This window comes from Methanomicrobiales archaeon HGW-Methanomicrobiales-1 (genome assembly GCA_002839675.1).
In the GTDB taxonomy this organism is placed as follows: domain Archaea; phylum Halobacteriota; class Methanomicrobia; order Methanomicrobiales; family Methanospirillaceae; genus Methanoregula.
On record PGYM01000001.1, the window covers coordinates 679,543 to 702,556 of the forward strand.

The 23,014-nt window shown below is 54.7% G+C and carries 21 protein-coding genes; 5 read left to right on the plus strand and 16 right to left on the minus strand.

Going from position 1 to position 23,014, the window contains the following annotated elements:
• Positions 1-109: 109 nt before the first annotated feature.
• Positions 110-1,789, plus strand: coding sequence for a PAS sensor protein (locus CVV30_03570; GenBank protein ID PKL70446.1), 1,680 nt, complete (start codon positions 110-112; stop codon positions 1,787-1,789).
• Positions 1,790-1,801: 12 nt separating this feature from the next.
• Here the strand turns inward: CVV30_03570 and CVV30_03575 are convergent, their stop codons facing one another.
• From CVV30_03575 to CVV30_03595, 5 genes are all read right to left on the minus strand, one after another.
• The gene (locus CVV30_03575) at positions 1,802-3,886 is read right to left on the minus strand and encodes a CoA-binding protein (GenBank protein PKL70447.1); all 2,085 of its coding nucleotides are present in this window, start codon (positions 3,884-3,886) and stop codon (positions 1,802-1,804) included.
• A 68-nt stretch (positions 3,887-3,954) separates the two neighbouring features.
• The gene (locus tag CVV30_03580) at positions 3,955-5,067 is read right to left on the minus strand and encodes a hypothetical protein (protein PKL70448.1); all 1,113 of its coding nucleotides are present in this window, start codon (positions 5,065-5,067) and stop codon (positions 3,955-3,957) included.
• 9 nt (positions 5,068-5,076) lie between these two features.
• Positions 5,077-5,553, minus strand: coding sequence for a YkgJ family cysteine cluster protein (locus CVV30_03585; GenBank protein PKL70449.1), 477 nt, complete (start codon positions 5,551-5,553; stop codon positions 5,077-5,079).
• 6 nt (positions 5,554-5,559) lie between these two features.
• Complete coding sequence (locus CVV30_03590) at positions 5,560-6,432, minus strand: RimK family alpha-L-glutamate ligase (protein PKL70450.1); 873 nt, start codon at positions 6,430-6,432, stop codon at positions 5,560-5,562.
• Entirely contained in the window at positions 6,429-7,238 is an 810-nt protein-coding gene (locus tag CVV30_03595) for a hypothetical protein (protein PKL70451.1), read from the minus strand. The genes CVV30_03590 and CVV30_03595 overlap by 4 nt, the downstream gene beginning before the upstream one ends.
• 470 nt (positions 7,239-7,708) lie before the next feature.
• Here CVV30_03595 and CVV30_03600 point away from each other — a divergent pair, with 470 nt between their 5' ends.
• Entirely contained in the window at positions 7,709-8,263 is a 555-nt protein-coding gene (locus CVV30_03600; protein PKL70452.1) for a transcriptional regulator, read from the plus strand.
• Positions 8,264-8,557: 294 nt separating this feature from the next.
• On the opposite strand, the gene tpiA is transcribed toward CVV30_03600, so the two are convergent.
• From tpiA to CVV30_03615, 3 genes are all read right to left on the minus strand, one after another.
• The gene (gene tpiA / locus CVV30_03605) at positions 8,558-9,226 is read right to left on the minus strand and encodes a triose-phosphate isomerase (protein ID PKL70453.1); all 669 of its coding nucleotides are present in this window, start codon (positions 9,224-9,226) and stop codon (positions 8,558-8,560) included.
• 102 nt (positions 9,227-9,328) lie between these two features.
• Entirely contained in the window at positions 9,329-11,992 is a 2,664-nt protein-coding gene (locus tag CVV30_03610; protein ID PKL70454.1) for a peptidase U32, read from the minus strand.
• 12 nt (positions 11,993-12,004) lie between these two features.
• The gene (locus CVV30_03615) at positions 12,005-12,541 is read right to left on the minus strand and encodes a hypothetical protein (GenBank protein PKL70455.1); all 537 of its coding nucleotides are present in this window, start codon (positions 12,539-12,541) and stop codon (positions 12,005-12,007) included.
• Positions 12,542-12,693: 152 nt separating this feature from the next.
• Between CVV30_03615 and CVV30_03620 the strand changes: the two genes are divergently transcribed.
• From CVV30_03620 to CVV30_03630, 3 genes are all read left to right on the plus strand, one after another.
• Positions 12,694-13,326, plus strand: a complete 633-nt coding sequence (locus tag CVV30_03620) for a 3-dehydroquinate dehydratase (GenBank protein PKL70456.1) — start codon at positions 12,694-12,696, stop codon at positions 13,324-13,326.
• Positions 13,327-13,515: 189 nt separating this feature from the next.
• Positions 13,516-14,406 (plus strand): sulfurtransferase, encoded by an 891-nt coding sequence (locus CVV30_03625; GenBank protein PKL70457.1) that lies wholly within the window; start codon positions 13,516-13,518, stop codon positions 14,404-14,406.
• 141 nt (positions 14,407-14,547) lie between these two features.
• A complete protein-coding gene (locus CVV30_03630; GenBank protein PKL70458.1) occupies positions 14,548-15,042 on the plus strand; it encodes a hypothetical protein in 495 nt (164 codons plus the stop codon).
• 173 nt (positions 15,043-15,215) lie between these two features.
• Here the strand turns inward: CVV30_03630 and CVV30_03635 are convergent, their stop codons facing one another.
• From CVV30_03635 to CVV30_03670, 8 genes are all read right to left on the minus strand, one after another.
• The gene (locus tag CVV30_03635; protein ID PKL70459.1) at positions 15,216-15,716 is read right to left on the minus strand and encodes a hypothetical protein; all 501 of its coding nucleotides are present in this window, start codon (positions 15,714-15,716) and stop codon (positions 15,216-15,218) included.
• Positions 15,717-15,977: 261 nt separating this feature from the next.
• Positions 15,978-16,967: a chorismate synthase gene (gene aroC, locus CVV30_03640; protein PKL70460.1), complete on the minus strand. Its 990-nt coding sequence runs from the start codon at positions 16,965-16,967 to the stop codon at positions 15,978-15,980.
• Positions 16,964-18,355 carry a shikimate dehydrogenase gene (gene aroE, locus CVV30_03645; GenBank protein PKL70461.1) on the minus strand — a complete coding sequence of 464 codons (1,392 nt, stop codon included), beginning with the start codon at positions 18,353-18,355 and terminating at the stop codon, positions 16,964-16,966. Before aroE ends, aroC begins: the two co-directional genes overlap by 4 nt.
• On the minus strand, positions 18,352-19,623 hold the full coding sequence (gene aroA / locus CVV30_03650) for a 3-phosphoshikimate 1-carboxyvinyltransferase (protein ID PKL70462.1): 1,272 nt from the start codon (positions 19,621-19,623) through the stop codon (positions 18,352-18,354). The genes aroE and aroA overlap by 4 nt, the downstream gene beginning before the upstream one ends.
• Positions 19,620-20,420, minus strand: coding sequence for a prephenate dehydratase (locus CVV30_03655; GenBank protein PKL70954.1), 801 nt, complete (start codon positions 20,418-20,420; stop codon positions 19,620-19,622). The genes aroA and CVV30_03655 overlap by 4 nt, the downstream gene beginning before the upstream one ends.
• Positions 20,417-21,241: a prephenate dehydrogenase/arogenate dehydrogenase family protein gene (locus CVV30_03660; GenBank protein ID PKL70463.1), complete on the minus strand. Its 825-nt coding sequence runs from the start codon at positions 21,239-21,241 to the stop codon at positions 20,417-20,419. Before CVV30_03660 ends, CVV30_03655 begins: the two co-directional genes overlap by 4 nt.
• A 2-nt stretch (positions 21,242-21,243) precedes the next feature.
• Positions 21,244-22,230 (minus strand): 3-dehydroquinate synthase II, encoded by a 987-nt coding sequence (locus CVV30_03665; GenBank protein ID PKL70464.1) that lies wholly within the window; start codon positions 22,228-22,230, stop codon positions 21,244-21,246.
• Entirely contained in the window at positions 22,227-23,012 is a 786-nt protein-coding gene (locus CVV30_03670) for a fructose-bisphosphate aldolase (GenBank protein ID PKL70955.1), read from the minus strand. The genes CVV30_03665 and CVV30_03670 overlap by 4 nt, the downstream gene beginning before the upstream one ends.
• Positions 23,013-23,014 lie beyond the last annotated feature (2 nt).

A 23,014-nucleotide genomic window follows, 5' to 3' on the forward strand; every position in this document is an offset into this window, starting at 1 on the left:
CCATTTTTAAAAACTTCTCACCGGAGCACTATTCTGGAACAACTATTTATCGTTCCGCCATCTACCTTTTAGTAGTGAATTCAACCCAATTTCCTCCGGGAGAAGCCCGATGATATCTGTTTTGTTTGTCGATGACAATACCGATCTTCTTGCGCAGGTGCGCTTGTTTCTGGAAAAGACCGGGGAGATAAAGATCGATAATGCCCATTCAACAAAACAGGCCATCGAGAAACTCAAAGGGCGCAATTACGATGTGATCGTTGCCTACGAGCAGCAGCCGGATGTAAATGGTATTGAATTTGTCTCGGAAATGAATGGGATCGAGTTCATCAAGTATCTCAAATCCGTGGGAAATGTAACCCCGGTCATCCTGCTCGGCAGGCGGGGCTCAGGAAAGGTTGCCGTTATGGAAGTATCCAACGGGACCGAGATAACATTCCCAAAGACCGGCGATATCCGCCCGCAGGTTTTTGAGATGATCAACCTGATCAAGCAGACCCTCCTGCGGAAGAAATCCGAGCGCGAGATCAAGGCGCAGAATGAGCAGCTTGCCGCCATTCTTTCTGCAACCCCGCTGGGGATCTTCCAGGCCCGCAATGGTATCATCGAATGGGTGAACCACCCGTTCCCGGCAATGCTCGGGTATGAAGAGTCGCAGCTGGTGGGAAAAGCGCTTAAGACCTTCCTCTCCTCTCCTGATGAGTATGATCTCCTTTCCCGGGAACTTCAGGTCAGGCAGGATGCTCAGGGGATCTCGCACACGAGCTGGCAGTTTGTGAAACTGGATAAAAAAACCATTACCTGCCAGCTCCAGGTAATTCCCCTCGATCCCCGCGATATTAATAAAGGCGGGACATTTGTTGTCACCGATATTTCAGAAAAACAGAAGATTTCTGATGCATTGAAGGAAAGCGAGGCCAAGTACCGGGAAGTCATCCAGAATACCCAGAGTATCATCATCCGGATGGATATGCAGGGCGTTATCACCTTCTTCAATCACTATGCGCTCTCCTTCTTTGATTATTCCAGTGACGAAGTGATTGGAAAAGACGTGAACAGCACCATCGTTCCGGCAAAGACCCGTTCCGGCAATGATCTCTCCACGATGGCTGATGATCTCGGTTTCAATGCTGACGGATATGCCGTCAACGTGAATGAAAATGTCCGGCGCAATGGCGACCGGGTCTGGATCGCCTGGATCAACAAAGCCATCCGCGACGATAAGGGGCATATTGTCGAGATTCTCTGTATCGGTCACGACATCACGGACCGGAAACGGGACGGTGTTGTGCGTATCAGCACGGATACGTGGAAAGACCTTGTTGTTGCAGACAGCGATGTGAAAGAGGAAGTCTTTGACACGGTTTTCCACATCTGCACGGAGATATCTATCGAGGGCCGGGAAGGAAAGCCGGTTGGAACCACTTTTCTTATCGGGGATACCAAGAACGTGCTGGAAAAGTCCCGCCAGATCATCTTAAACCCGTTCGAAGGACACAAAGCAGAAGACCGCCTGGTGATGAATCCCGGCCTTAAGGAAAACATCAAGGCACTGGCCCAGCTCGATGGTGCGTTTGTTATTACCGGGGACGGGTTTGTTGAATCGGTGGGACGCTATATTACCGTCGATACGAGCAGTGTCAAACTTCCGCCGGGAATGGGCACGCGGCATAACTCGGTAGCTGCGATTACGCAGGTAACAAAAACCGTAGGGATCGTGGTCTCCCAGAGCGGCGGGGTTATCACCATCTTCCGGAACGGGCAGATTTTAAAGAAGATCACGCTGTAACCGGGGCAGGACTCACGATTTGTGATCGTCCCTGCTGCACCGGCGCCCGTGGAACTCCTCCCAGCAGATATGCCGGCAGATATTACCTACCGCTTTGAACGCATCCTCAAGATCCGGGAAGTTGGGAATCCCGGAATCCCTTAATATCCGCAAGGGTGTCTTCATCGAATCGCCACCAATCATGCACCCGACAATCATCTTTTGCGTGCCTTTTGAAAACCGGACAAGCTCGTTTGCAACACGAATGGGATCGGAAATGGCAGAAGGGACTGCGATAATAAATGCGATATCCCAGAGTTCCTGGTTGCGGATCATCACATCAAAGGTTCGCGCAAACCGGTCTGCGCTTGCATCCCCGACCATATCGATGGGATTGCGCCGGTTCCAGTCCACGGGCAGGATAGAATCGAGTTCCTTGATCACCGTCAAGGGTAACTCCACGAGCTCGATTCCCATCAGTTCTGCGTAATCGGATGACAGGACCGCAAAACCTCCGGCATTGCTGATCACGATCGCACGGATGCCTTTGGGATATCCTTCCGAAGAAAGAAGTTCAGCAGTCTGGAATGCTTCGCGTATGGATCGCACCGGGATGATCCCGGATTGCAGGAAGGCGGCCTGGTATACCTCATAGCTGCCGGCAAGTGAACCCGTGTGGGATGCAGCTGTCATCTGACCGATTTTTGATGAGCCGGCTTTGATTGCAACAACCGGCATTTCTGGCGTTACCTGCCGAACAATCTCCATAAAACGCCTTCCATTGCGGATCTGCTCTACGTACATGATGATCGCTTTTGTATTCGGGTCCTCTGCGGCAAAGTAAATGTAGTCTTCAAAGGTGAGATCCGCCTGGTTCCCGACGCTGATAATTTCAGAAAAACCGATCTCTTCGGGCAGGCTCCAGTCCACTATCGTCGTGATGATTGCCCCGCTCTGGGATAAAAAGGCAAGGTTTCCCGGCTTGGGAGAGACCGGATCAAAAGTCGTGTTGATTCCCTGGTGAGGGAACATGATGCCCAGGCAGTTGGGGCCCATAATACGTATGCCGTATTGTCGCGCAATTGCGGTCACCTGATCTTCCAGTTCAATCCCCGCAGCCCCACTCTCCCGGAATCCTGAAGAGATGATCACTACCAGGGGTATTCCTTTCTTTCCGGCTTCTTCTACAAGTGAAGGGACTACTCTTGCCGGGACGACAATGACGGCAACATCGACCGGGCCGGGGATGGAGGTGATGGAAGGATAAGTGGTGCGGCCAAGGATTACCGGGTGTTTCGGGTTTACCGGGTAAAGTGTTCCGGGAAATGAGAGGAGGTTGCGAAGTACGGCATAACCTACCTTGTTCGGATCAGAAGATGCACCAATCAATGCGATGGATTTGATATCGAGCAGTTCTTTGGGAAGGGGCCGGACGGGTTCCGGTTCAGCCATGGCCGTTGTATCGTCCGTATAGAACCGTGCATCGACTGCACAAACTCCCTGCTCGTAGAGAATGACCGGATTGATATCGAATTCAACGATATCCGTACTGTCCATGAAAAAACGGGAAATGGTATCGATGAGCTGTACCAGTGCTTCCCGGTCCCGGGGGGGTTCATTGCGGTATCCCCTGATCAGCCGGTACCCGTTCAGTTCGTAGAGCATGGCATTGATGTCCGTGGTCGTGACGGGAAGTACCCGTATGGATACGTCTTTGATAAGTTCCACCAGCGTCCCTCCCATGCCGATGGTGATCACTTTCCCGAACGCCGGATCGATCCTCCCGCCGATGATGATCTCGAGACCTTTTTCGAGCTGCTGCTCGACCATAATCCCTTCAATCACTACAGATTGGTTATAGGCCCGGACATTACTGAGGATCTTGTCATAGGCGCCAAGCAGCACTTCGGTATTCCGGATCCCGGTAATCACGCCGCCGGCATCGCTTTTATGGACAATCTGGGGAGAGACAACTTTCAGTACCAACGGAAACCCTGTTTTTTCCGCAGCGGAAACAGCCTCGGAGATGGTAGTGGCAAGTGCATACCGGGGTATCGGTACGCCAATCTTTTGTAAAATCTCATACCCTTTTGCCTCGGAAATCAGTTGACGCGACATTGGTCCCTCTTATCCATTGGATACATGCAATGGAGTATTAAGTGTTGTTATTGTCGGGCCGTATCGGTTTAACGGGTTGCATAAGGCTGGTTTTTTCTCAGGCATGTGGCCATATCTGACAGGATCGGTAATAGTGCCGGATTTTTGTTATAGCGATACCGCATGAGCTCGGCAAGACTTCCCTTCTGGATCCGGTGCCGGATCACCGGCAGGTACTGGCGTTCGTCATCGGTGGCATGTTTCCATGCTTCGTTATACAGTTTTTCGAGTTCCGGCTTCAGCCCGCTCGTGCCATTTTGGATGGCATTCTCCATAAGTGCCAGGAGTGCATCCCGGTCGGTTTCAACCGGAAGCTTCCGGCACCGGAGCAGGGACCGGACAAATGCACAGACTGCCATATCCGAATGGATGCACTCCTGCTCATCAAGCGCCTTGATCTCAAGGCACTTTCTTGAGAACCGGATGATCAACCCGCTGGAATTGAGCCATTCCTCGCAGAGTATGCCGGCATCCTGCTCGCGCAGTTCCGTGAAAATCTCTTCCTGCGAGGTGCGGTAATCCCTGACCGACTGGATTGTTTCCGGTATAATCCCGTTGCAGATCCGTGGCATCTTTTTCTGGTTCTCGCGGTAGTACAACAGGCGGTTGTCCATGGAGCCTGTCAGTTTTCCTTCCACAAAAGGCGATGATGCAGTGATGGCGACCAGATAGGGGATCAGGCAGCAGAGCCGGTTATACTGGCTGATGAGATCCTGGCTGTTTTTGTACGAGAGATTGATCTGGAGCGCCTGGATGTTCAGCCAGCCATGCTGCCGCAGGTTAAAAAGCCGGTCGTACACCTCATAATATTCTCTCTCGTCATGGTCCCAGACCGCAGTCTGTTCCAGCCGGAGCAGCGGGTGCATGCCGAGACCCAGCAGCCGGTACTGGTCGGGAAATATCCGGAAAAATTTCCTTATTCCTCCCATCAGGTGGGCTTCAAGGACACAGAGATCTTCTGCGGGTGAACGGGGAATGATCTCAAGCACGGTCTTCTGGAGTTCCTTTCCCAGTTTTACATCCCCAAAGAGAATCTCGCCCTCGTATCTTCCGCAGATTGTCTTTATGATCTCATCAGAGACCGGTAAGGGATTAAACCGGCAATCATTGATGGAGAACTCATGCTCCGTGCCTGTCGTCATAATCAGGATTTATCGTGGTATTTCTGCCACTTTGTCAGTATCCGGCTCTTCAATGGCACAGATCACCGCAAGCTCGTCTTCGCTCAGGTTCCGGACAAGGTGGGTGATGCTCCTGACTGCGAGGTCGTACTGCTGTTGGTACGCCTCGGGCACTTCTTTTAACAGGCCGACAATCGGGCATATCCGCTCATGTTTGAGGTAAATTGCGATCATGTCACCGTTCATATCAAAGGTAAACGGCCCGGACCGGCAGGTCTCGGGCTTGATGGCATGAATGCTGCATTTACCATTCTTTGAGAGGACACATTCACCATTTTCCCGGGTTTTCAACCGCTTGTACCCGACAAATTCAAAAACATCCGGAGAGACCCCGGCCGTGGTCAGCCGTTCACAACACGCGGATGATACCGGGGGATGGGCCTCATCGCAGCAGTGACCGCCGCATTCCATACAGATAGTTTCAGCTCGTAATAACCAGTCTTCCATAAAAAATCACGCTGCAAAAAGATGGGATATAATATTCTCAAAAACACGGGGGTAACAATCGTCCTCCCCGCTCTCAATAGAGGGGTTGTCATTCACTTCAATCACGTACGCATCTCCGTTATTATTTTTGATATCCACGCCATATAGCCCCCGGCCGATGGCATTGCCCGCATCGATTCCCAGCTGGATCACGTGGGGCGGGACCTCTTCGGGAGGCACACTGTCAACCCCGCAATACACGATATGGCCGTTGACCGAGGCCTGTATCTTGAACGTGACCGAAGGTATCGTGTATTTGCACGCATAGAGCAATTTGCCGTCCAGCACCCCGATCCTCCAGTCATATTTGCTTTCTATGTATTGCTGGACAACGATCCAGTCCGAGAGCTTGATGAACCGGTGGGCCACCTTGAAAAAATCTGCAATATCATTCACTTTTTCGACACGAAGCGAGAATGACGTGGAAGGCTCTTTCAACACAAGGGGGGTGCCGAGTTCATCGAAAAGTTTTGTGACCCGTTCGACATTCAGTTCCTGTTTTGGCAAAAAGACGGTCTTTGGAAGCGAGATGTTCTTTTTGATCAACCGGGAGTACATGTTGATCTTATCCGAACAGCACCGGATCGATTCCGGGTCATCGAGGACCGGGATACCATGAAACCTGGCCATCTGTGCAGCTACGTACGTGATGTTCATCGGGTCGGTCCGGGCCCGGATGAAGAGTGCATCCATCTTTTTGATCTTGTGGATGTCTACCGGGAAGATAAAATTCGCCGTATGCCCCAGGGACTCGGCCACATCCCGGCACCGGATCAGGGCGTTTAACTGCTCGGAATTCGAAAGGGTTTTCCGGTCAACAAAGATGCCCAGCCGGTTCATAGGAACTCCTGGTGGGTCAGGTACGCCTCAAGGATTACGCGTTCGTTCTCCGGCAGGTGAGAATAGCGGGTGGGAGACAGGGAAGAAAGGGTATAGTGGCCCCTGTTTTTCACCAGTACCATCTGCACGAGTGGAATAGCAAAGAGGGCATAGATCTTCCCTGCAATCTGCGCTACCGCATCATTCTGACCGGTCGTCTGTCCGAATATTGCCGTGCACTTGCAGATCTCCGCACCTTCATCCAGTTTCTGGTAACAGAACGGGTATTTTCCCTTGTTGGTGAGGTGCCTGACCGCTTCTTTTGCGGTCTCATTGTTATACACTGCCGCATACTCCGATGAAGTGGCAAAATAGTTCAGGCCATAGATGATGGCCGGGAGCGGCACATAGGCCTGTGAGATTGCCCATTCACAGACCGGGATACCGGCAAGTTTTGCCCGTTCAAGGCAGATAGGCACCACAAATGCATCAATCACTGCACTGCTTGAGGGTAGTATATTCTCTCCTCTCATCTCCCTCTGCAGGATGGTATAGTACGTATCGGTCTTGTACGAATAATCTTCACTGACTACGTGAGACTGCTCACCCCGTTTGAGAATAAACAGGGAATCTTTCAGCAGCACATGGTTTTTCCTGCCGTTTGTTTTTGCAGGAGGTTTTACTGCCGCTATTCCGGGTGAAAGGGATTGTGCGGGCTTGATGGTTGCAGCCAGGAAGGCGTTGGCCAATGCAACAGCGCCGTAACCTTCGTACTGCTGGAGAGATATTTTTTCCGGGAACGGGGTTTTTCCCACCCTGTTGTTCATAGGCCCATCAACCCGAAAGAACAGCGGCCCTGAACAACCGGGCCGGTTACCCTTACATTGCCCGGCAGGGTCAGGTGAAATGGATCCCGGCTGGAAGAGTACAGGAGCCCCTCCCTGTCGAAACAATCAATTCTTCGTTCTCTACCCTGAGTGACAGGGTATACAATAAAATCGGTAAGAGACACCGGATGGTGCTCTTCATCGTCATCTTCAGCGAGACAATCGGTCATATGGAACACAAATCCAATAATACATGGATTGGATTATCGTTGATAGCTATACGCAGTGCTGTTTAAAGAATTTTGCATGAGCGTTGAGGAAAATGAGCGTGATTCATATCATGAGCCTCTCTGTTTAACCGCCAATTCGCCCATTGCCCGTCAGGCAAGCGCGTATTGTATGAATTATCGTCATGGATATGCAATGATGAGCATAAGATTGATTACTTTCTATAACCATCAGTAATCAGGATGCATATACCAACTCCCGAAGAACTTCGCACGCGCCGCGAATCACTGGGCCTGAAACAGACTGAACTGGCCCGGCGGGCAGGTATCAGCCAGTCGATGGTAGCAAGGATCGAAGCAGGAAATGTAGACCCCCGTATCAGCACGCTCAACAAGATCATCGTTGTGCTCAACAGCGCCGAGCCCAAGAAGATCAAGGCATTGCAGATCATGCATATGCCCGTGCTCTCCGTCCAGCCGCAGGACGCAATCACCCGCGCAGTTGAGATCTTTGAGAAAAACAATATCTCCCAGCTGCCGGTCATTGAACGGGGCGTTCCTGTCGGGTGCATTTCAGAAACCGTGATCGTCAAGGCAATCGAGCAGCAGCGTCTCCACAAGACTCACCTGTTCATTGTGCGGGATTTCATGGAACCGGGATTTCCCACCGTACCCCCCGATATGGATGTTGAGACGGTGATCAATATCCTCCAGCAGAACCACGCAGTGCTGGTAGTAGAGGGCAGGATTGTCCGTGGCGTTATTACCAAGCATGACCTGATCTCGCTGATTGTCTGATCCCCTCATTTTTCCCTGCCTGATATCCCTTTTAACAGAATATCCTCCCGAATAGCTGGAAAGACCTGCAAACGCAATGAGAAGAATATTTATAGCAATACTTTAAGGATTAGATATCAAGGTTTAATCCATTAAGGAGGTGTATCACATGTCAGAAGAGTCAAATGAGATCAGCAGTATGACCGTAATCGGAATCGGTATTGTGATATTTGTAGTGATTGTCGGATTTTGGTACCTGTTCCTCAAATAACAGTACTCAAAAAAAAATAGTACGCCTTTAAAAAATTCACCTTTTTAAAGTTTTGAGACGAGATCCCGGAGAATGGCGCCGGGATCTTTGGCTTTTACTACGCTTGATGCGAGCAGCACGCCATCTGTTCCGAGATCTACGGCAATCTTCACACATTCCCCTGACTGGATACCCGCACCGGTCAACACTTTTACCTTTGGATTTACGGCATGCACTGCGGCAACCGAGCGCTTTATGATATCGGGATTTGCTTTTGAGACCGAGACCCCGCTGCCGATAAGTTCCGGTGGCTCAATGGCAACGTAATCCGGACCGAGTGCCGCGGCCCCGGCACTGGCCGCTTCGTTGTTTGTGCAGACCACTGAGATGAGTTTATGCGCTGCAAGGCCCCTGACCGATGCTTCGATATCGGCAAGTGTGAGGCGCCGTTCCGAGTGGTTCACGAGCGATCCGGCAGCACCGGCAGTTTTAATTGCATCGACCGTGATATGCCCGGTATTTGCGCCGGGTTCGCACCCGTCCACGTGCTGTGCATAGACCGGAATGGCAAAGTGGTGGCTGAGCGGATGGAGATCAATATACGAAGGTGCGATGCCAATAACCGCCCCGCTTTCGCGCGCCACGAGTTCTGCCGCCTGTGCGATCATGTGGGCACGGTTGCCCATTCCCTCCCGGTATGTTTTCAGGTTGACAAGGATCAGTGGTGAAGCCATTTCTGCTACTCCTTTAATGATTTTTTAGTCCTGTTTACACGATTGATCTTTTTTACCTGATGAAGGTTTTTAAAAATACCCCCTCAGTGCAGAAGCGTGTTCTTATGATTCTTTGAGCCCCCGGATGAAATGACCCGCGGTAATCTCATCGCAGGAGATCCTTTTAATCCGGTCTTTGAGTGCCTGCAACGGTTTTCCCGTGACGGGTTTTTGGGCTGCAATGATGTCCAGAGCTTCGCGGTATATGCGAGTCATCTCAAGGACATAGGCTGCGGGTCTTCCCCGGGCATCGATCACGACCTCGCTGATACCCATGTCCTGGATTTCCGGGAGGTGATCCAAAAGGCAGAGCTCAGCGGCGTTGCCGATATGGGTCCTGCATTCGCTGTCCATGCGAACCGGAAAAACATGGCCGGTGGAGTCCCGGATCCCGTAAAAGATTCCCGGCACTTCTTGCAGTTTTTCTGCAGCACCCCGGCAGTGCAGGAAGGGTTCCAGCAGGCAGTCATCGGTAATGATTGCCTCACTGACACCCTGCACAATCAGGGCAAACCGGGTGTCAGGCCCCTGTGATCGGGCAGCAGAGATCAGGAGCCGTATTTCATCCCGGGAAAGTTCCGGCGAAAGGGTGAGCAGGTGACAACGGGAGGAGAGTTTTTCTGCCGTTGCATGGTTGAACACATTGAGACCGGTTGCCCCGGAGATTTTACCCTTTGGTGCGATCCGGTGAAGAGCATCGATCATGCCCGGGTTTTCCACCATGATTCCTGCAATTCCTCGCTCCGCTATCTGCGGCACCTGCGGAAGAACCCTGTCGGAAAATGCGGTCCGGGTTATCCGGGGAAATTTCCAGACAAGCGGGATGTCATGGGCCCGGCACTGTTCAACGGCAGCCACGATCTGCTCTTCTGTATCGGCTTTCCGGGGTTGACTGCTGCACGAAACCTTACCGGAAACCGGTATGTCCGGTTCGAAATATACCCGGTTACCTCCGGACTCTGCTGCTGCCCGGACCGCTTCGGGAGTATCCACATATACAGCAAGACAGAGCGGGACCATTGGTTTGACAGGGGAAATGGAAGTGTGTGTCGCAGGATAGTTGGCCTCCAGTGCCTGCCAGCGGGACGTTGCCTGTTCAACCAGTTCTGCCGGTGGGCGGGATGCAGCTACAAGGGCAGATTCAGCGAGTGCAAGGAACTCTCTTCGTGCCCGGTTCAGGTCCGCAAGCGGGGCGAAGAGATCACCCCGGTACTGCACATTCACCGCTTCAATGACAAACGGGGTGCCTCCGCTCTTTCTCATCTGCTGTTCCATCTGTTCAGCAGTGAGCGGCCGGGATTCTGCCGGTACGAGCGTGATACCCGGTGTATGGGTAATGGCGATTTCCCGCCCGCTGCCCGTGTGGATACAGCCATCGAGTATCAACCGGCCGTTGTCCTCCACACGAACGGTCAGATCGAGCGGCACCGGGTGGCGCAGTGCTGTCGCAGGGCGGCTGATGATCTGCCGGGCATGGGCTGCCTGGTCAATGGATGACGTGATGTATACCCGGGTGCCCGGACTCACTGGCTGCGGGACGGCAAGTTGGATCTCTCCTCCAGTCCGGGTCGGGACGGTATTAAGAGCGAACCCGAACTGCTCATCCGGCCGTTCATAATCCTTGAAAAAAAGCCCGTCTCCGGGCTTTGGGATCATCCCGCTCTCGAGCTTGATCGATGCACTTCTCACTTTTGCATCATACCGGCTTACCTTCCCGATATACAATCCCCGGTTGTCGGGAGCATCCCGGCCCATGAGTGCCCGGTGCCGGTCCCCAAAGAGATAGCCGGACGTAAAACCCCGGTTGAACGCGAGGAGGAGATTATCCATCTCGTCCGGGAGAGGTGTCTTGTCCCATGCTGCAATGGCATCGAGAGCCCGCCGGTATGCAGCTACGACCGTTGCCACATACTCAGGAGATTTCATCCTTCCTTCAATCTTGAGCGAAGCAACCGGGGAAGCAACCAGTGCCGGCAGGTGCCGGTACGTGCAGAGATCCTTTGGCGAGAGGAGATACTGCCCTTTGCCGGGAATTACCTGCACCGGTCCCGGTCTTCCATACGCATCGGTAGTGGCAGTGACCGGCGTGTAGGGTTTCCGGCACGGTTGGGCACACATCCCCCGGTTCCCGCTCCGGCCCCCGATGACAGATGAAAGAAGGCATTGCCCGGAATACCCGTAGCAGAGTGCCCCGTGGGCAAACACTTCGAGCCCGACACCGGAATCCTTTGTATCGGTGGCAATCTGCTCCACTTCTGCCAGCGCAAGCTCCCGTGCAAGCACAACCCGGGAAAATCCCTGTTCTGCTGCCCATCTCACGCCTTCTGCATTGTGGATGGTCATCTGGGTGGATGCATGGATAACGAGTCCGGGGATGATCTCCCGTGCCAGTGCCGCGATCCCGATGTCCTGGATAAGGACTGCATCCACACCCAATGAATACAACCAGATGAGATAGTCAACCGTCCCGGCAATCTCCCGGTCATGGATGAGGGTATTGACCGTCACATAGACCCGCACATCGCGGGCATGGGCAAAGTTCACTGCCTCTTCGATCTCCGCATCGGAAAAATTGGCAGCAAATTTCCGGGCGCCAAACCGCTTCCCGCTCAGGTAGACCGCATCAGCTCCCGCGGCAATGGCGGCACGGAATGCTTCGGGAGAGCCGGCCGGGGCGAGCAGCTCGGGCAGGGTTTTTTTTGCAGGAGTTTTAGCAGGTGCGGTCAAAACGATTCCTCGTCAGGGGAAGATGATGCTGAATAATCCGAGTGTTGCAAGGATAAGGATGAGCGAGATCGCAATATATCCTCCCATGGTCAGGAGAATCGAATAATCCCGGCGCCATGCACAGACCCACGAGACCGGAGGGCAGACATAGAACCCGAGCGTGAGGACACAGGGAACAAGCCCGTATATGCCATATTTTGAAAGAAGTTCGGATTGCTTTGCCTTCTCCTCTGACCGTGCAAGAAATCGTCCCACCCGATCGGAATGCCGGCCCAGCGTATCGAACAGGTCGAAGAGAAACAGGATTATTCCCAGCGCAACCGAGGTAAGCACCCCGAGGACAAATACCGGGTGAAGGCCAAGACCGATGCCGATGGGAGCTGCACCATATTCGATGATGAGCGTACTTGCGATGAGAGCCAGTGTCGCCGGAACTGACTGGGAGAAGATGACGGCTGCAACAACCGGAAGGAGAACAACGAATCCCAGGCATTTTGCAATCGCACCGGTAACCGGGCGGATATAGGGGGGAATCGCGCTGCAGTCCATGGATCTGGTAGATCTATCTGCTTAAAAAGGGATAAACTGGTATCTTCCGGCAGACTGCAAAGAACCTGCCCGTGAGATACACTCTCCGGACAGATTGCCCGCAGGGTTGTCCGGGGTATCTTTTTGTGAATAGCCGGCCAACACCACGGTACATGAAGATCGTTGCAGCGCTTACGGATCCGCGCCTGGCATCCCGGGCACAGGAACAGGGCGCCGATATGATTGAACTCCGGTTCGACCTGATGAAAGGGGATCCCAAAAAGCTGGTGCAACAGTGCAAAAAAACCTGTTCGCTGCCCATAATTGCTACCCTGCGCTCCGGGCGTGAGGGCGGGCAGTTCTTTGGCGATGGCGCGGAATGGGAGAAGAAGATCCGGCCGATCATCTCCCTTGTCGATTACGTGGACGTGGAACAATCGTTTGTAAAAAATGCTGTCTCCGTAAAGGAAGCAGGCACAAAGATCATCGCGTCCCACCATGCACCCATCATGATGCCTCTCCATGTGCTGTTTGTCATGGAACGCGAACTCCGGGCATACGGGGATATTGTCAAGATTATTATGACGCCGTCAACTGCCGATGATGTCATCGAGCTTATCGCGTTCACGCACGCAGTGAAACAACCGATCTGCTGTGGGGTCATGGGCTCTGCGTTCCGCTATGCCCGGGCAGTGCTGCCGCTTTTTGGCTCTGAACTGGTATACTGTCACATGGGGGAGACCACAGCAGAGGGACAGTACACGGTCGAAGAATTTGTCCAGCTGAAGAAACTGCTGCTGGGATAATTTTTTTAGATTTTTTTCTGCTGATAATGCAACCAGCACAATATGTGCTGCGGGAAATACATCGCAAGGCAGGATGCATCCCTGATCTCAATTTCCTCTTATGCATAAGCTATAACTATTCCGGTGAAAAAGAGCGTTACTACAATACGTCCGCCGGGAAACGAACTCATCTGGGGATGATTAAGTTCTATGCAAGAGACTGATCCAAAAAGTCCGGATAAAAGCATTGTCAGCTGGGTTACTCCGGAATGGCTTGATGCGCACCGGAACGATCCCGGGCTGGTTATCATCGATTGCCGGCAGAACAGTCATGCCTATTTTACGGAGCATATCCCCGGTGCCATCTACCTCCATGAAGGATTGCTCCGGATGCATATCGGCGGGATGCCGGTTCGCTGGATTCCTGCCGAAGCGGCACAGGTGCTGTTCCGGACGCTTGGGTTGGGGCAGGATAATCCGATCGTTGTCTATTCAGCGAACCGGCCGGCAAATGCATCCGCCGCAGCAGCCGGTGACGGTATGGAAGCCGGGATCATCGCCTATTCTCTTGTCCGGTTCGGGTGCCGGCGGGTGATGATACTCGATGGCGGGCTCGAACAGTGGCGGGCCGAAGGCTACCCTCTGGCACAGGATTTTGGGGTGTCCACCCCGTCGCCGTTTATGGTTGAGGTGCCGGTTAATCTTTTCATTGGGTACGAAGAGTGCATCCGCATCAAAAATGACCCCGCCGTAGTACTGCTGGATACCCGGCCGGCAGCGTGGTACGAGGGGCAGGGGCCATGGAGAAGACCGGGTCATATTCCCAGGGCAGTCAACCTTCCGGCAATCCGCCTGCTGGATCCGGATAATCCTACTCTCTTAAAACCGGAAGGAGTGATCCGCGCTATCCTTGCCGGATCGGATATCTCGCCGGAAAAGAGGATTATCTGCTCCTGTGGCACGGGACGGACCGCAGTTACTGTGTTTCTTATCCTGAAATGGTATCTCGGGTACCCGGATGTGGTGATGTACGAAGGCGGGTTTACCGAATGGGTCTCGCACATGGAAAATAAAACGGTGACCGGCATGTTGCCCCGGTGAACCTCCCACATTTTTACCTTTCGTTATCCAGAGCCTGCACGGAATCGATTTGGTTTCTTTTTGCCACGCCATATCTCACTCGTTCGTGCATACTCCTGCTGGCGCAAATCAGAAATAGAAACAAACAACAAGCCTTTAGCTATGAATCGTGTGAAAACCCTGATACCCGCTCTCGTAATCCTGCTGTGCATCCTCTCATCGGGCTGCACTTCCGATGCCGGTGCACCTGCTCCTGCAACAGCGGTGCCTACGCCCGTACCCACTACTGAACCGGTGATTGTCACCCCGCCAACAGCGACCCCCTCTGTAATCCCGACAACCGAACGCATCCAGACCATGCCCGGTGACCAGCAGGTAAATGTGGTGCTCTCAAAAGATCGTCCAACATCGGAAATCCATTTACAATACCAGGGCGGACCGGGAGAGAGATTCACTAATAAGATCCTCATGCGGGTATACACTTCAGATGGTACTTCCACGGAATATGTGATGAGTGATGGTAAGAAACCCCTGCCCGGCGATGAAATTATTGTCCAGGGCACAAAAGCAAATGACCGGTGCGAGGTTTTTGTCATATCTGCCGGAGTCCGCTATAAGGTGCTGGACGAACTCGCACTTGGTGGCGGGTATTATTAGAAAAATCCTTATTTTGAAGAATTGTCTTTGCCAGAAAGTATCGCTTTTCTACAGATCTGAGATTTACAGTCTTCGCGGCATTTATCCGTCATAAAAGAAGAATTTTTTTATTGGATTGTCATAGTCAATTGTCTGTTAATAAAAAAAACACCGGGAAAAATGGTTGTGGAATATTATGGTATTCCCCCGGCAGACCATAGGAAGTACGGAGGATCGTGAGCATCAATGAGCGAATCACCGGTTAATGTGTACATGTATCCTCCCTCGACTTCGTACTGGCCTCTCCCATTCAATATATAGGTACATTTTTCACTCGGATCACCGGAACAACTCAGTGATTTTCCCATAGGCCATCCGGGAGAGTATCCCCATTTGTAGGTCCCGTCAGAAAAGAACCGGTAGCATTCTGTTATTTTGGTGGATGCCGTCCCGATATTCATCGTAGTATCCCGGCACCAGTACCCGTCAGTAATCTTTCGTTCTGCGGATGTGTCCGGGGTTGGGAGGGCAGTTGTTTCTGGTGTTTCTGTTGTTATTTGCGGAGTTGGCGTTACGAGGACCGTCACATATACGATTTGCGGGGTCGGTGTAACTGCGGAAGTCTGGTTTTCCCCGGTACATCCGGCAGTTACCAGGACTGCCACCAGTAATACGATAAAAAGAATATATTTCATAGTTTGTTCTTTTCTTATCAGTGATTTTATATATTTTCCGTTGGGTTGGCCCGGCTGGACAGAATAATCTTAGAAAAAACTGTGATGGGATTACTGTCCCAGCCGCTGCTGGAAATGCTTTTAACACCGTCGAAAAAAGGAAAAATTACGATAATGAGGAGAATGATGGCAAGGATTATCGCAGGGATTCCTGTCCGGGTAGCACCCGGGTCCGTGCCATCATATCAGGATTCCCTGTACTGGTTCTTACCCGGGGTGTTTTTACTTCGTGTATTTCCCCTGTTCCAGCACGCAGTCGATGAGCACGAGTGCCAGCATGGCTTCAGCCACCGGTACGATGCGGGGGACAATGCAGGGATCATGCCTGCCGCCAACAGATATCTCGCAAACATTGCCGTGGATGTCACGGGTCTGCTGGAGCTTTGCAATGGATGGTGTGGGTTTGACGGCAATTCTCACGATAATGTCCTGCCCGGATGAGATTCCGCCGAGAATCCCTCCCGCATGATTACTTGAAAATCCGTCAGCCGTCATCGGGTCGTTGTTCCCGCTGCCGAACGTTCGTGCAACAGCAAATCCGTCACCGATTTCAACACCTTTGACTGCGCCGATTCCCATCATCGCGCCGGCGATCAGGGCGTCCAGTTTCCCAAAGACCGGATCGCCAAGACCAATGGGGCAGCCGGTTGCGGTCAGCTGCACGATGCCGCCAACAGAATCCCCGGCTGCCTTTGCGTCAAGGATCTCTTGTTCCATCTCTGCTGGATCGGTTTTGCCATGCACTTCGCTGATGGTCCCCTTAACGGCAATCCCCCGGGCAGCAAGGCACTTCATTGCCACGGCAGCGGCTGCCACCCGTGCGAGTGTTTCGCGTCCTGAACTCCTGCCGCCGCCCCGGTGATCCCGGATGCCGTACTTTTCCTGGCACGTGAAATCAGCGTGGCCCGGGCGGAATTTCTCCCGGAGTTCCTCGTAGTCCTTTGACTGCTGGTTCTCGTTCCTGACCATAAGGGCTATCGGTGTGCCGGTGGTCATTCCTTCAAATACGCCGGAAAGAATCTCGATTTTATCGCTCTCCTTGCGGGGCGAGCTGAGCGGCGACGTGCCCGGGCGTCTCCGGTCAAGGAGCGGCTGGATATCGTTCTCTGCAAGTGCCAGGCCGGCCGGGCAACCGTCAATAACAACGCCGACTGCCGGGCCGTGGCTCTCTCCGAATGTTGTGATCCTGAAATTTCTGCCAAAGGTGTTCATGCTACCAGCTCCCTGATTACGCTGTCCGGGACATCGATGCCAAAGTTGAGATAGAACTGTTCACGCGCCTGGTGGATGAACAGCTCGGTGCCGAGGATGGTGTGACACCCTTTCTTCCGGGCTGCCTGGATGAGAGGAGTCACCGGAGGGGTGTAGACCAGATCGTAAATCGTCATGTTGGGCTGAACCTGATCCTCGCGAAGCGGGCTCCGGGTATCCGGTTCCATGCCCAGCGGGGTGGCATTGACCACCAGGTCCGGTTTTATGCTGTCAAAGGAATCCCAGTCGGCTGACTTGCAGCCCAACCGGTCGGCCAGCGCTTTTGCCGTTGCCGGTGTCCGGTTCAGGATGGTCACCTCCATATCGAGGTCGACCAATGCATACGCAGCAGCCGCAGCTACCCCCCCGGCCCCGAGCAGCACCGCTTTTACCCCCTTCAGGTGGACGAGGGGTTTTCTGACACCCAGCCAGTCGGTGTTATAGCCGATTGCTGTCCCGCAGGCAAAGACCACGCTGTTCACGGCACCGATCGGTTGGGCCGCGTGTTCATCCACCTCATCGACATACTCCATCACGTCCTGCTTGAACGGGATCGTTACCGAGAGTCCTTTTGCATCGGTGCACCGGGCCACCCGCATGATCTCATCGATCTCCGGGTCTTCAAACCAGGTGTAGTGGTAGTTGAGGCCATAGCGTTCGAAGAGCGCGTTGAAGAGTGCCGGGCTCTTGCTGTGGGCGCAAGGGTAACCGGCTACACCCATGACCCGGGTCTGCGGGTCACGGTCATCGCCCGTAAGCACCTGTTCCAGTTTTGTGAGTGCGGGGGGTGGAATCCGCCCTGTCCTGAAGAATTGCACAGCGGTAGTACGCTGCTCCAGCGTGGAATTCCCAAAGGCAAGGAAATGCAGCACCTTCTCTGCTGCAGCCTGAGCCGTTGTCTCGCTGGTGTCTACGCAGAAATCCGCTGATGCGTAATAATTCTGGCGGCGGCGGTCCAGGAGTTCGGCAATCTCTTCCCGGAGCGGGAGGCTGGTCAGCGGCGGGCGGGGGGATCTTGCCAGCCGCTGTTCGATGGCATCGATATCTGCGGTGAGGAGGATCATGACACTCTGCCGGCGCAGGTGCTCCATGTTCTTTGGATCGATCACGGCTCCGCCACCCGTGCTGATCACAACATTGTCGGGGGGAAGGGATGCTATCACCTCGCGTTCCATGGCCCGGAACCGTTCCTCGCCCTCCTCGTGAAAGATGGAGGGAATGGACCTGCCGGTCTTTGCCTCGACCTGTGCATCAGTATCGAGCAACGGCACGTTCAGCCGGTTGGCAAGGACTTTTCCCACTTCAGTCTTGCCCGTTCCGCGAAACCCGGTGAGTACGATCCGCTTCATGGCAGCACCCCTGCCTGTTTCAGCATGAGCCAGAACTCCGGGAATGACTTGTTCACGCACTCTGCGTTTTCTATGGTAACTCCCCCGATACCGCAGCCCAGTACGGCAAAACTCATCGCGGTGCGGTGATCGTTTGCCGGGTCTATCGTCCCGCCATGCAGGGGGGCAGGTCGTATCGTGATGCTGTCATCCGATACCTGCACGTCCCCGCCTAGCAATCGCAGCCGCTCTGCGGTACTACTGATACGGTCACTTTCCTTGAATTTTAAATGTCCGATGCCCGTGAGGGTGGTGGGCGTGCCGGCCATTGCTGCCACCATGCAGATGGTCTGAACCGTGTCGGGCGATGAGCTCATGTCGAACGTGATGCCGTTGAGTGCACCGGATTTCTCCACCGTAACCGACTTCCCGCCATAGGTTACCTTACACCCCATTGCCTCTAACGCGTCGAGGAACCTGCGGTCGCCCTGCACGGATGCGGGGGCCAGGTTCTTTACCATCACTTTCCCGCCGCAGATGGCGGCAAGGGCAAAGAAGTACGAGGCGGAGGAGTAGTCGCCCTCTACGGTATAGCGCCGGGCTTTGTAGCGGTCAGCGGTGCTGACAACGAACCGCTCGTAACCGGTCCGCTCAACCTTTGCCCCGAACGCTTCCATTACGCTGAGCGTGATGTCGAGGTACGAGGCCGATGCCGGTGGGGTCGGGATGATGACTTCGACTTCCTTTTCCGCATAGGGAGCCGCCATCAGGATTGAGGAGATGAACTGGCTGCTCATGGAGCCGTCGATCACCACCGGCCCACCAAGCAGTTTCCCGCTCACGCGGAGCGGGGGGTAACCGTCTTTTTGCAGGAATTCCACAGTCCCGCCAAGGGCCGGGAGAGCCCCGGCAAGGGGCCCGATAGGACGTTCCTGCATACGGGCGCTACCGGTCAGGGTCACCGGGAACTGGCAGAGCAGGGCAAGGTTGGTCAGCAGCCGGAGGCTGGTGCCGGAGTTGTCGAGGTCAAGGGTTGTCGGCCTGCGGTTCGGCAGGGATCCCCTGCAACCGGTGACCAGCATCCTTCCCGGCTGGTCTTCAATAACAGCGCCGAGCAACCGGAGGGCTCCTTCGGTCAGCCGGGTATCTTCCGCTTCAAGCGGTCGGAAGATGGTGGTCTTTCCTTCGGCAAGAGCTGCTGCTATGAGTGCCCGGTGGGTGTAACTCTTGGATGATGGTGCGGTTACTTCCAGGTCCACGCTGGTGACCCGTGCGGGAGTGACTATCATGATTCCACCCCGATCTTCCGGTAACAGCCGAGTTCCTTGACCCCGGTGATGGTTTTGAGTTCTTTGATTGCTTCGGCAGTCTTTGCCGACCACGTGGTATCGAGGAAGAAGACGTATTCGCCAATCTTCCGCTTGGATGGCCGGGACTCGATCCGGGTCAGGTTGATCTTCCTTTTGGCAAAGGCTTCGAGCAGGTCATGGAGCAGGCCGGACCGGTCCGCGTTGGGATCGATGAGGATGCTGCACTTTTCCGGGGTTTTGTCCGGCAGGGGGGCAGGGGAGATCCGGACAAACCGCGTGGTATTGCCGGCATTGTTCTCGGTGTTCCGGACGAGCACGGGCAGGTGGTAGAGCCCGGCCGCAATGACCGGGATGAGGGCGCCTGCGTTCGGGGTCTTTTTTGCCTCCAGCGCACTCGATGCATTGCTGCTCGTGTGGATGACCGGCACGCCCCACTTCTCAATTGCTTCGCTGCACTGCTCGTGGGTCTGGGGATGGGCGTAGATGACACGGATCTCTTCCAGCGGGACGAGCGAGGCTAAGTTGTGGTGGATGGGCATGTACATCTCTCCTGTAATGAATAGCGGGTGCCGCGAGAGACCGTCGAGCGTCTCGCCCACACTTCCCGCCTCGGAGTTCTCCATCGGGACAATGCCGTCCCCGTCGCCTCTCGCTACTGCGGCCATGATGCTGTGGATGGTGGGGAGTAAGACGATCTCTCCGGGTTTTACGAGGTTCAGTTTCAGGGCCATCTCGTGGGAGAACGTGCCTTCCGGTCCGAGCGTGAGGAGTTTCATCGGTTCACCATGCATTCGATCAGGGCATCGGTTGTCTTCTGGCCCTCCTCGCAATAGCTGCCAAGGTGGCGGCTGTTCTTCTCAAAGAATGCCCGGAACTGCTCCGGGTCTTTTGCATCCACGATCGCGGCGAGGTCTGCTGCGGAACTCCGGCAGGCTGCAAGGACTTCCGGCACATAGGGGTTCTGCTGGAGGATGTCGGCATAGAGCGCGGGGTCCTGCGAGAGGAGCCGGCCCACGAGCGAGAGCTCGATCTGGTATACGGGGCTCTCGAACTGTCCGGTCTTCATGAGGTCCACGCCAAGCCTGCGGACCGTGTCTGCCATACAGAGCGTGACAAAGTGCGTGAGGCCCTGCACCACGGCCACGATCCGGTCATGTTCTTCCGGCGTTGCAATCGTGCAGATCGCGCCCTGCGCCTCAAAGATCCCGATAAGTGCTGCCACGCGGGCTTCGTCTGCCCGGGCCGGACAGACAATGATGGTCTGGCGGCTGATGGACTTCACGGTCGGCCCGAACATCGGGTGGAGACCGATCACGTCCGCTTCAGACCTGAGCATTGCTTCCACGGGTCTCACCTTGAGCGACGTGAAATCGCAGAGGAGCTGGCCGGGCCGCATGAGCGGTGCGATTGCTTCGATGACCTTTACCGTTTCCCGGATCGGGACCGAGATGATCACGATATCGCACTGCCGTGCAATGTCGGCACCGGTGACTGTCGTCTTTCTCCCGGAGACCAGCACTTCGTACCCGACGTTTTCAAATACCCGGGCAAAGAGCCTGCCCATCCTGCCGGTACCCCCGATGATGCCTGCCTTCATGGTCACTTCTCGCGGATGGTCTCTTTTACGGCCATCCCAAAATGCCTGCCGCCTTCAAGGGCGCAGCCCATAATTTTGTCACCCGGGGCAAGGTGCACGACCGAGATCGCGCTCCCGTCCTCCTTAACAAGGCGTATCGTCTCTGCGTTCTGGAGCACGAGGCTGACCTTGGCTTTCCCGGCTGCTGCTTCCACGAGCAGGAGCGGGCGGCGTTCGATCTTGGTCCTGCCGATGACGACCGTATGTGCGGTCCCTTTCGCATCAGAGACCAGCACCTGCCCGCCAATGGAGAGATCCGAGAGGTACGCGGTCTTACCATCGGGGAGCAGGATGTAGGCATGCACAGCGCCGGCATTCACCCGGAACGGGCGCGGGGCAACGTAGGGATTTTCCAGCGTTTCGGCGTGGACGAGCAGCATGGCCGACGAGGTATTGCCCATCAGCATGCCCTCGCCATCGGAGAGCATCGAGCAGGTGTCCACGCAGACCCGGTCTCCCATACCGACCGGGTGGATTTTTGTGACCGTGAACGGAATGAGGCCGACTTTTCCGGTCGTGCTCTTGAGGATCGCGGCCACTGCTTTGACCACGGCGGGATCGGTCGTGCTGAGGAGGATGCCGTACACGCCTTTCTCCAGCACATGGATTGCCATCTCGGTCTCTGCCACGTTCTTTACCCGGGCGATGATGTGGTCTGACTGGGCCACGAGATTTTCGAGTGGGATGACGGTCCAGTCGCTCGTGGTTACGATGACGGGCTGGTGCTTCCCGAGCTGTGCCGCCTTGTTCTCGCTGGCCTTATCGGTGATAGTGCATTCCGTGACATCGGTGCCGGGCCTGATATCGCCATCCGGTGCAATGGTTGCGATCCGGCCAAGGCGCTTGACATCTTCGGCCTTGTCAACAACCAGTGCATCCGCACCGCTCTCGATGGCCGTTGTTGCAATCTCCTTGTTCCAGGGGCGGACGTCGACCCAGAACTGTTTCATTTGTGCTGCTCCAGCGCCTTTGCCGGGTCCACGTTGTGGTGCACCACGTTGCAGAGTGCCTGGACGAACGCCTTGGTATCTTTGCGCTGGAAGGCGTTCCTTCCCACGCAGACCCCGGCGCCCCCGGCATTGACCGAGTCCCGGATGATGTTTAAGGATTCGAGATCTGCGCACTTTTCCCCGCCCGCGATAAAGACCGGCACCGAGCAGGCCTTGACGATCTTCCCGAATGCCGCCGGGTCGTTGGGGTAGTTGGTCTTGATCAGATCAGCGCCCAGCTCCTCGGCAACCCTGACCGCGTGGCCGATTGTCTGCGGCGAGAACGAGTCGATGCCCTTGCCCCGCGGGTAGCTCATGATCAGGAGCGGTATGCCCCAGCGGTTGCAGTCCCGTGCAACATTGGCACCGATCTCCAGCATCTTGGATTCATTGGGCGAGCCGAGGTTGATGTGTATGGAGACCCCGTCAGCCCCGAGCGCGATGGCTTCTTCCACCGTGCAGACCTGGACCTTGTCGTTCGGGTCCGGGTTTAACGAAGTGCTGCCCGAGAGGTGGATGAAGAGGCCGATATCGCGGCCGTGCTTCCGGTGCCCGCGTTTGACGAGCCCCTTGTGGAGGATGATCGCGTTTGCGCCCCCGTTGCTCACGTCCGAGATGACCTGCGTCATGTCGAGGAGTCCGTCAATCTGTCCCATGGAAAAGCCGTGGTCCATTGGCACGATGACAGCCCGGCCCGTGTTCCTGTCCATTATCCGCTCGATCCTGATGTCCTTTCCGATCATGG